Annotated in this window: 7 protein-coding genes and 5 tRNA genes; 9 read left to right on the plus strand and 3 right to left on the minus strand. The window is 41.3% G+C overall.

All coding sequences use genetic code 11. The annotated features are described in order from the left end of the window. Positions 1 to 12 precede the first annotated feature (12 nt). Positions 13 to 89 (plus strand) — tRNA-Asp (locus AACW06_RS18555). 250 nt (positions 90 to 339) lie between these two features. Next, positions 340 to 441, plus strand: coding sequence for a hypothetical protein (locus AACW06_RS21110; protein WP_443263787.1), 102 nt, complete (start codon positions 340 to 342; stop codon positions 439 to 441). Between the two features lie 139 nt (positions 442 to 580). On the opposite strand, the gene pssA is transcribed toward AACW06_RS21110, so the two are convergent. Then, positions 581 to 1,921, minus strand: coding sequence for a CDP-diacylglycerol--serine O-phosphatidyltransferase (gene pssA, locus AACW06_RS18560; protein ID WP_192076209.1), 1,341 nt, complete (start codon positions 1,919 to 1,921; stop codon positions 581 to 583). 71 nt (positions 1,922 to 1,992) lie between these two features. Further along, positions 1,993 to 2,445: a GNAT family N-acetyltransferase gene (locus tag AACW06_RS18565; RefSeq protein ID WP_238336749.1), complete on the minus strand. Its 453-nt coding sequence runs from the start codon at positions 2,443 to 2,445 to the stop codon at positions 1,993 to 1,995. A gap of 65 nt (positions 2,446 to 2,510) precedes the next feature. Between AACW06_RS18565 and murB the strand changes: the two genes are divergently transcribed. Together murB and birA are read left to right on the plus strand one after the other, a co-directional pair. Beyond that, positions 2,511 to 3,557, plus strand: a complete 1,047-nt coding sequence (murB, locus tag AACW06_RS18570; RefSeq protein WP_192076211.1) for a UDP-N-acetylmuramate dehydrogenase — start codon at positions 2,511 to 2,513, stop codon at positions 3,555 to 3,557. Beyond that, the gene (birA, locus tag AACW06_RS18575; RefSeq protein ID WP_192076212.1) at positions 3,554 to 4,516 is read left to right on the plus strand and encodes a bifunctional biotin--[acetyl-CoA-carboxylase] ligase/biotin operon repressor BirA; all 963 of its coding nucleotides are present in this window, start codon (positions 3,554 to 3,556) and stop codon (positions 4,514 to 4,516) included. Before murB ends, birA begins: the two co-directional genes overlap by 4 nt. Before the next feature lie 17 nt (positions 4,517 to 4,533). Here the strand turns inward: birA and coaA are convergent, their stop codons facing one another. After that, on the minus strand, positions 4,534 to 5,457 hold the full coding sequence (gene coaA / locus AACW06_RS18580; protein ID WP_053309849.1) for a type I pantothenate kinase: 924 nt from the start codon (positions 5,455 to 5,457) through the stop codon (positions 4,534 to 4,536). Positions 5,458 to 5,671: 214 nt separating this feature from the next. On the opposite strand from coaA, the gene AACW06_RS18585 reads away from it, so the two are divergent. The 5 genes from AACW06_RS18585 to AACW06_RS18605 form a co-directional block, all read left to right on the plus strand. Continuing rightward, positions 5,672 to 5,747 (plus strand) — tRNA-Thr (locus AACW06_RS18585). Positions 5,748 to 5,782: 35 nt separating this feature from the next. Beyond that, a tRNA-Tyr gene (locus tag AACW06_RS18590) sits at positions 5,783 to 5,867 on the plus strand. A gap of 34 nt (positions 5,868 to 5,901) precedes the next feature. Next, a tRNA-Gly gene (locus tag AACW06_RS18595) sits at positions 5,902 to 5,976 on the plus strand. Positions 5,977 to 5,988: 12 nt separating this feature from the next. Further along, positions 5,989 to 6,064: transfer RNA gene (locus AACW06_RS18600), tRNA-Thr, on the plus strand. Positions 6,065 to 6,165: 101 nt separating this feature from the next. Continuing rightward, positions 6,166 to 6,293 (plus strand): GTP-binding protein (locus tag AACW06_RS18605; RefSeq protein ID WP_238336750.1); only part of this gene is annotated, 128 nt, incomplete at its 3' end.

Here is a 6,293-nt window from a genome sequence, read left to right on the forward strand (position 1 = left end):
CAGACACGCAGCGGAGCGGTAGTTCAGTTGGTTAGAATACCGGCCTGTCACGCCGGGGGTCGCGGGTTCGAGTCCCGTCCGCTCCGCCACTTTATTAGAAACCTCAGCAGCAATGCTGGGGTTTTTTTGCGTTTAAGGCATTAAAATACTCGTCACTTATTTTCCTTCCACTAGCCTCTCTTATCTTCCCATATCTTATTGCTACAGCGTAAGCACACCATAACCCCCGCATTCTAATACCAATCACACTAATTTTATGATCTAATATCAGCTTCAATAGGAGCCGATATGACGACTCCTGACTTCCCAAAACTTATTCGTGAAACATCTGATGCTAGGATGCGTACGAGACTTCTTGCTATATCTCATTTCGTGGATGGAAAAAGCCGCACTCAGATCGCCAAATGTTTAAAAGTCAGTCGTACCAGTGTCAATAACTAGGTGGCGACTTATTTGAAGAACGGTGTTGAAGGCTTGGTAGAAAAGCAGCATACAGGCCGTCCTCCACGACTGACTGAAGACCAGCCATCTCAGTTAAAGCTGTACATAACTTCCAATGTGTGCCATCGAGAGTTGGATATTATAGAATTTGCTTAAGTACTTTATCTGCTTTAACCCTGGTGACTTTTCGTAATAGCTTTTGCACCGAATTAGGGTAATCCTCAATTTTTTCTAATTGCTTGTAAGTACAGACTAATTGAGTGTGCTTAAGGATATTTTCGATTTCACGATCAAATTTTTCAGTAAGATGATGGTAGTGATCTTGGATAAGAATCGCATTTTCTAGATCTAACTTCCAAGCCCTTGGATTTAAGTTATTGCCTGTAATTAGCATATAGCGTTTATCTACCCATATCCCTTTCAGGTGAAAGCTATTTTCATCATGCTTCCAAAGATGAATAGAAAGATTTCGGCTAGCGATATTGGCTTCATTGGCTTTGGCAAAACGACGCAGATTTATTTCGTATAAATAAGGCAATCCACCAATAGTTTTAAAATCTTGCTCAGGAGAGATATAAAAGTCGTTAGCTGTTTTATCACCGACCACGATATGCACTTTTACTCCCCTTTTTAATGCTCTTTTGACTTCCTTAGCAACACTTTTGGGGAAATTAAAATATGGAGTACAGATAAAAACTTCATCTTTGGCTTGAGCTATCAATTGATTAATATGGTGATTAAGCCTATTTCTACGTTTGCCAATACCGACCAATGGCGTTAAAGCAATTTGCTCTGCGCTTATCGTTTGTGTTTCAAATTCATAGTTTGCTAAAGCCAAAGTTGCGCGAAATTGACGGATATCGGCTTTAATATCTTTTGTTTTTGGTTTTGATGTACAGGCTAAGTCATTGACAGCTGGATGGCTGATCATTGTTTGGTGAATGAATTTCACCATTGAGTCTGCCAGTGTTTCATTATCGATAGTATGGTAACGGTCGAATCGATAGCGTTCTTGTTGATGCAGATAAACGTTATTGATACTAGCACCGCTGTAAATTACTTGATCGTCAATGATAAAACCTTTGAGATGTAAAACACCAAAGACTTCTCTACCTCTGACTGGGATGCCATAGACAGGGATAGCATGTTTATGCTTTTGCGCCAATTCTTTGTACATTGAAGCATTCCCTTCAGATGCATCAGCGCCAATGAGACCACGCTGTGCTCTATGCCAATCAACGCAAATCACAATGTCTAAGCCTGGATTTCTTTGCTTGGCTTGATAAAGTTCGTTAAAAACTTCTCGGCCTGCTTCGTCATCTTCTAAATAAAGAGCCACAAGATAAATTCGCTTACTTGCCTGACGGATCGACTCAATTAAGTGATTCTTAAATTCTTTGGCGGAAAATAAAACCTCAAATTGATCTGGCGATTGTGCAATAGTTGGCAGGTGTTCGAATGGATTTCTATGAGCAATCATATTGGATGATATACCTTACTTATTTGCAAAATTGCGGACTCTGGATAGTATCAAATTAGAGTAATGAATTGCTAGAGAAGCTGCTGATTCTCACTAGCTTTACCCATGTATCGCATCGGAATGAGATCTTTGCCACTGCGTAAATAGCGCTCTAAGAGTTGCTTGAGGTTCTGTGGCGTTTCATTTGGCGATAAAGGCCTAAAACCGTGCGCAGCATAAAAACTTTTTAGATGGCGATAAGCAAAGCAATAGTCTTGTGAGGTAAGAACATGAGATTCACAGTGGTCGAGCAATTGTGAGCCAACCCCTTGACCTCTAAGTTCAGGGACAACAAGCATACCGGTTAATAATCGATATTGTTCAATGTTTCTAAATCTAACCACAGCACAGATGGTGCCGTCGAGAGTTCCCACAATACATAATTCATCTTTCTTTGCTTTAGTTGAAGGATAGTGATCTTTATAGATCCGCTTGATCAAGGGTAGTTTGATTGGGGGAAGCACTTCAAAGTTTAGTTGAGTCATTTCTTTCTGCTTCATATAGCTATCTGTTGTAGAATGAGGTGAGTTTAATTTATACATAGAATGTCATGCAATTACATCCCAACGCCAACCTCAAAGACCACCATACTTTTGCTATTGAGCAGTCATGCCGCTTCCTAGCTGAAATTGAGTCAGTACAAGACTTGATTGCAGTCTATCAGAACCCGCAATGGAAAAATTTACCCAAACTGATGCTCGGTAAGGGAAGTAACGTACTATTTACTAGTGAGTTTCAAGGTGTGATATTAAGCAACCAAATTAAAGGGTTGCAGCATACACAGGATGAAAATTATCACTATTTACATATCTCTGGTGGGGAAGATTGGCCTTCACTTGTTGAGTGGACGGTGAAACAAAATATCGCAGGTCTTGAAAATTTAGCTTTGATACCCGGTTGCGCGGGCTCTGCCCCGATCCAAAATATCGGAGCTTATGGTGTAGAGTTCCAAGATGTTTGTCATTACGTTGATTATCTATGTTTAGAGTCATTTACTGTTAAACGTCTGACAGCCCAAGAGTGCTTGTTTGGTTATCGAGACTCTATTTTTAAACATCAGCTATATGGCAAAGCTATTGTGGTTGCGATTGGATTAATACTTCAGAAAAATTGGCAACCCACTCTGAATTATGGACCGTTGCAGGATCTTAATGCCGAATCTTGTACATTGTTGGATATATATCAGTGTATATGTGCAACGCGACAAGCTAAATTACCTGATCCCCGAATACTTGGTAATGCAGGTAGCTTTTTTAAGAATCCTATTATTAGTCTAAGTCTATGGGAAGTATTATTACAGCGTTATCCTGATATAGTTTCTTACCCGGTTAATGGCGGTAGAAAAATTGCTGCGGGTTGGTTGATTGAACAGTGTGGGCTAAAAGGTGTTCGTGTTGGAGGGGCTCAAGTTCATCCAAAACAAGCTCTTGTCATTGTCAACAGTGGTGATGCAACCGCGGAAGATGTTATTCAACTTGCTTCGAAAATTTGTAAGACGGTTTACAGTAAATATTCTATCTATTTAGAGCATGAAGTCCGATTTTTAGACAATAAGAAAGAAACAACGCTACAGCAAATTATGGGGAAGCAAGATTGAAAGATCATAGCGTTAAATTATCTTTGTTAAAACATTTAGCCAAGGGTGATTTCTGCTCAGGAGAGTCCTTAGGGGCTGAACTTGGCATCTCTCGTGCTGCTATTAGCAAGCACATGCAGGGCATCCAAGAATGGGGTATTGATGTTTTTCGTGTGCAGGGGAAGGGGTATCAACTTGCTCAACCTCTGAGCTTACTTAACGAAGACGTCATTCAAGAAGCGGTCGATAACCCTGTCAACCTCTTTCCTATCATCGATTCGACTAACCAGTACTTACTCGAAAAAATTGATAGTTTGCCATCGGGGAGCGTGTGCTTAGCCGAGTATCAAGCTAATGGTCGTGGCCGTCGTGGTCGCCAATGGATCTCTCCTTTTGGTAGTAATCTTTATATTTCAATGTATTGGAGATTAGAGGCTGGAATGGCTGCAGCCATGGGACTTAGTTTGGTGGTTGGGGTTGCCATTGTTGAGGCTTTAGAACGCCTAGGGTTTGACGGAGTTAAGCTGAAATGGCCAAATGATCTCTATTTTCAAGATAGAAAGCTTGCTGGAATTTTGGTTGAATTGACAGGTCAGGCTGGAGCAGCAGCGCATTTGGTTATTGGCATGGGGATGAACATTTTTATGCCGGAAAATGAATCATCAATTGATCAACCTTGGGCTAGCCTGTCACAAGTCACCGAACGTGCCAATATTGATCGGAACCAGCTCACAATTGCGTTTATCCAATCTCTGGATCACGCTCTACGTGATTATGAAATGAACGGTATGAAAGATTTTGTGCCGCGCTGGAATCGTCTTGATAATTTCATCGGTCGTAAAGTTAAGTTGCTCATCGGTCCGCGAGAAATCTATGGAACAGTGCATGGAATTAGTGAGCACGGTGCAGTTTTACTTCAAACTGAAAATGGCTTACAAAGCTATATTGGTGGTGAGATCTCATTACGTAAGGCTGAATAGATGTATCTGTAAATCCATTACTTTCGCAATAATATCTCTTCAACGGTATGATTTACCCCTTTGCGTAAAATAAGCTGGGCCCGTTCTTTTGTCGGTAGAATATTGCTTTGCAGGTTTTTACCATTGATGGAATGCCAGATACTTTGTGCTTTTTCCCGCGCTTCTTGCTCTGATAGTTTTGTATAGTGACTGAAGTAAGAACCAGATTTTTTGAACGCACCATGACGAAATTTCATAAATCGTTCCACGTACCATTTTTCAATCTGTTCGCTATCAGCATCAACATAAAGAGAAAAGTCTAAGAAATCTGAAATAAACACGCGATGAGGGTCATGGGGATAATCCATACCGCTCTGAAGGACATTCAAGCCTTCAATGATCAGAATGTCAGGCCTATCTACTACTTTTTCTTCACTTGTAATGTCATAAGTAAGATGTGAGTAGACTGGTGCTGAAACATGACGCTTTCCTGCTTTAACATCCGAAACAAACTGCACAAGGCGTTTCATATCATAGGATTCAGGGAAGCCCTTTCGTTGCATTATTCCTTTTTCATTCAATACTTGATTAGGAAATAAAAAGCCATCGGTGGTGATCAATTCCACTTTAGGGTGGTTTTCCCATCGTGAAAGTAGAGCTTTTAATAGGCGAGCAGTCGTACTTTTTCCTACAGCAACGCTGCCAGCAATACCAATCACAAATGGTGGAGCAATGTCTGTGTTACCAATAAACTGGTGAAGAACCGTGTTTCGGCTCTGTCTTGCTACGACATATAGATTGAGTAAACGAGCCAAAGGTAGGTAGATTTCTTCGGTTTCTTTCATCGTCAGATTTTCATTAATCCCTTGCAGTTCCTTTAGATCGGCTTCAGATAAAGTCATCGGCACAGAGTTGCGTAACTCCGCCCATTGATGGCGATCAAAAGAGATGTAAGGACCCATAAAATACTCGGCAATGAAAATAAGAGAGAAATTAAGAGGATGAAACATACCTCAAGGTGAAAAGAATGCAAACTTCTAAAGTGAGAGAATTGAGCTAGAAAACGCAATTAGTCCGAAAAAGCAACGAATAAGCGAAAATTACAGAAAAATAGATTTTTTTTTAAATTTGGTCTTGCAAGCTAGAACATCATTCAATAGAATGCGCCCCACTTATGCCGACTTAGCTCAGTAGGTAGAGCAACTGACTTGTAATCAGTAGGTCACCAGTTCGATTCCGGTAGTCGGCACCATTCTTCCTTATTTGAGGAGGAGTGGCGAAAAATTTGGAGGGGTTCCCGAGTGGCCAAAGGGAGCAGACTGTAAATCTGCCGGCACTGCCTTCGATGGTTCGAATCCGTCCCCCTCCACCATATTCTTAAGGAAATAGCTCTCAGAGTTACGTGTGCGGGCATCGTATAATGGCTATTACCTCAGCCTTCCAAGCTGATGATGCGGGTTCGATTCCCGCTGCCCGCTCCAACCATTTTGAGTGCTGATATAGCTCAGTCGGTAGAGCGCACCCTTGGTAAGGGTGAGGTCCCCAGTTCAAATCTGGGTATCAGCACCAGCTCTCTAAGCAATAATTTCCTTTTGATATATACTTCTTACCAATAATTTTGGTTGCGTGGTCATCAAAGCCACCTAAATCCGTACCTAGAGGGACAACTCATGTCTAAAGCAAAATTTGAACGTACGAAACCGCACGTAAACGTTGGTACTATCGGCCACGTTGACCACGGTAAAACAACTCTAACTGCTGCTATCTGTACTACACTTGCAAAAGTGTACGGTGGTGT

Origin of the sequence: Vibrio sp. S12_S33, from assembly GCF_963889785.1 — a bacterium.
Classification (GTDB): Bacteria; Pseudomonadota; Gammaproteobacteria; order Enterobacterales; family Vibrionaceae; genus Vibrio; species Vibrio aestuarianus.